The 611-nt window shown below is 48.4% G+C and carries 1 protein-coding gene; it reads right to left on the bottom strand.

Annotated features, from left to right (window positions below):
* Positions 1-116: 116 nt before the first annotated feature.
* Positions 117-611, bottom strand: a 495-nt coding sequence (locus R8O11_RS29205) for a DUF6162 family protein (protein WP_318195120.1), incomplete at its 5' end; no start/stop codon positions are given.

Raw genomic sequence — 611 nt, 5'->3', positions numbered from 1 at the left:
CAATTTTCATTTTGTCACTCGCGAAACTGGACGTGCTAGCGACCAATAAAGCGCAAGATGCAAACATGGAACGTAAAAGCGAACGTGTGATCATAATATGTATTCTTTGAATTGAGTTAAGTGTGCGAAGGATGAGCAGAAGATGGAGAAGAGAGAATTAGCTGTTGCCACCCCTGTTGATGGCGATGGCTTTCTTCGCTCAATGTTGGGGTTGGCGCAAAACCATGGGCATCGATTAGCCAAATGTCGGCGTGGCTTTGACGACTATCTAGAATCATTGAAGCCGCCCCTTGCTCACTCTGTCTGATGCCCAAGTAGATCCCGTCACCAATGCTCTGCCATTGATGCGAACCTTTACGCTTCCAGTTTTGATCTTGAACAAAGGGCGCAATCCACAGTGACGCCATCTCTTCCGTATCTGGCCAGGTGCCGGACTCTGCGTGTAAATCGCGCAGTTCTTCATGCGCCAGTTTTAGCTCGGCAATCAAACCGAGCTCTTCTTGGTGCAAGTCCGCGATTCGAATTTGATGAGAAAGCACTTCAGAATGGGGAGAATCAACTTGGTGCAGAGGCATCAAAACACTGGCGCAAGCAAGAATACCAGCGATGGT

The organism is Vibrio sp. 1288 (assembly GCF_033344475.1).
Note: the sequence above shows the minus strand (reverse complement) of the source record. Positions and strands in the feature narration are given on the sequence as shown.